The organism is Mesorhizobium sp. ESP-6-4 (genome assembly GCF_020164735.1).
Classification (GTDB): Bacteria; Pseudomonadota; Alphaproteobacteria; order Rhizobiales; family Rhizobiaceae; genus Mesorhizobium.
This window is the reverse complement of sequence record NZ_JAIUGS010000043.1, coordinates 1-1,012: the sequence shown is the minus strand read 5'-3', so window position 1 is coordinate 1,012 and position 1,012 is coordinate 1. Positions and strand designations below refer to the sequence as shown.

The following is a 1,012-nucleotide window of genomic DNA, read 5'->3' as shown; positions in this document are numbered from 1 at the left end:
GAATCCTGTGTGTTGGTTCTGGTGTATGGTTGAAGTGGGAAGGAGACCGAATGAATCCTGGTCGTCCTTTCGGACAGGCCGTGGCATGGCTCGGTCCCTTCCCACCGGTGAACCATCAACCTGAACAGTTGCACGGGGCTGTTCCAAGCAGACCCCGCACCACAGGAAGAGGCGTGGACATGATAATGCAGAACTATGTCGGCTGCGACATCTCAAAACAGTGGCTCGACTTTTTCGATGAGACAAGCGGCCGTCTTCGGCGCATCGACAACCAGGCCGACGCGATCGCGGCCTATGTGGCGAGGCTTGATCCCAGCCGCGACTTCGTTGTCATGGAGGCGACAGGGGTCCATGACCGGCTGTTGCGCCATGCGCTGGCCAAGGCCGGCGTGCCGTTCTCGCGGCACAACCCGGCGCACACCCACCACTATGCCAAGTCGACCCGACGGCGCGCCAAGACCGATCCTCTCGATGCCAGGATGCTGAGCGACTACGGCCGCCGCTATCAGCCTGAGGCCGAGCCGGCGCCGCGCGAAGAAGTCGAGCAGCTTCAATCGCTTGCCCGCTACCGCGATCAACTGGTCGAGATGCGGGCAACGGCGAAGAAGCACCTCGCCGAGGCCTTCAATGAGATCGTCATTGCCGATCTGGAAGAAACGATCGCCTACCTCGACACGCGCATCAAGGCGCTCGAAAGTCAGATCGCCGAAGTCATTCGTCAAAACCAGGACGCCGCTCGCGACCAGGCGCTGATGGTCTCTGTGCCCGGTGTCTCCAAGGTCGGCGCATTCTCGCTGCTGGCGCTCCTGCCCGAGCTCGGCAAGCGCTCACCCAAGGCAATCGCTGCACTGGTCGGCCTTGCCCCGTTCGACAACAAGAGCGGCAAGCTCAACCGCAGGAGTCAGATTCAGGGCGGGCGATCACGTGTGCGCCGCGCCCTCTACATGGCAGCCCTCACTGCCATTCGAACCTGTGAGCGCTTCAAGACCTTCTACACCGCACTTGCTGCCCG

At 62.0% G+C, this 1,012-nt stretch carries 1 protein-coding gene; it reads left to right on the top strand.

Going from position 1 to position 1,012, the window contains the following annotated elements:
* Nucleotides 1-50 precede the first annotated feature (50 nt).
* On the top strand, nt 51-1,012 hold a 962-nt coding region (locus tag LB523_RS29205), incomplete at its 3' end, for an IS110 family transposase (protein WP_224609640.1).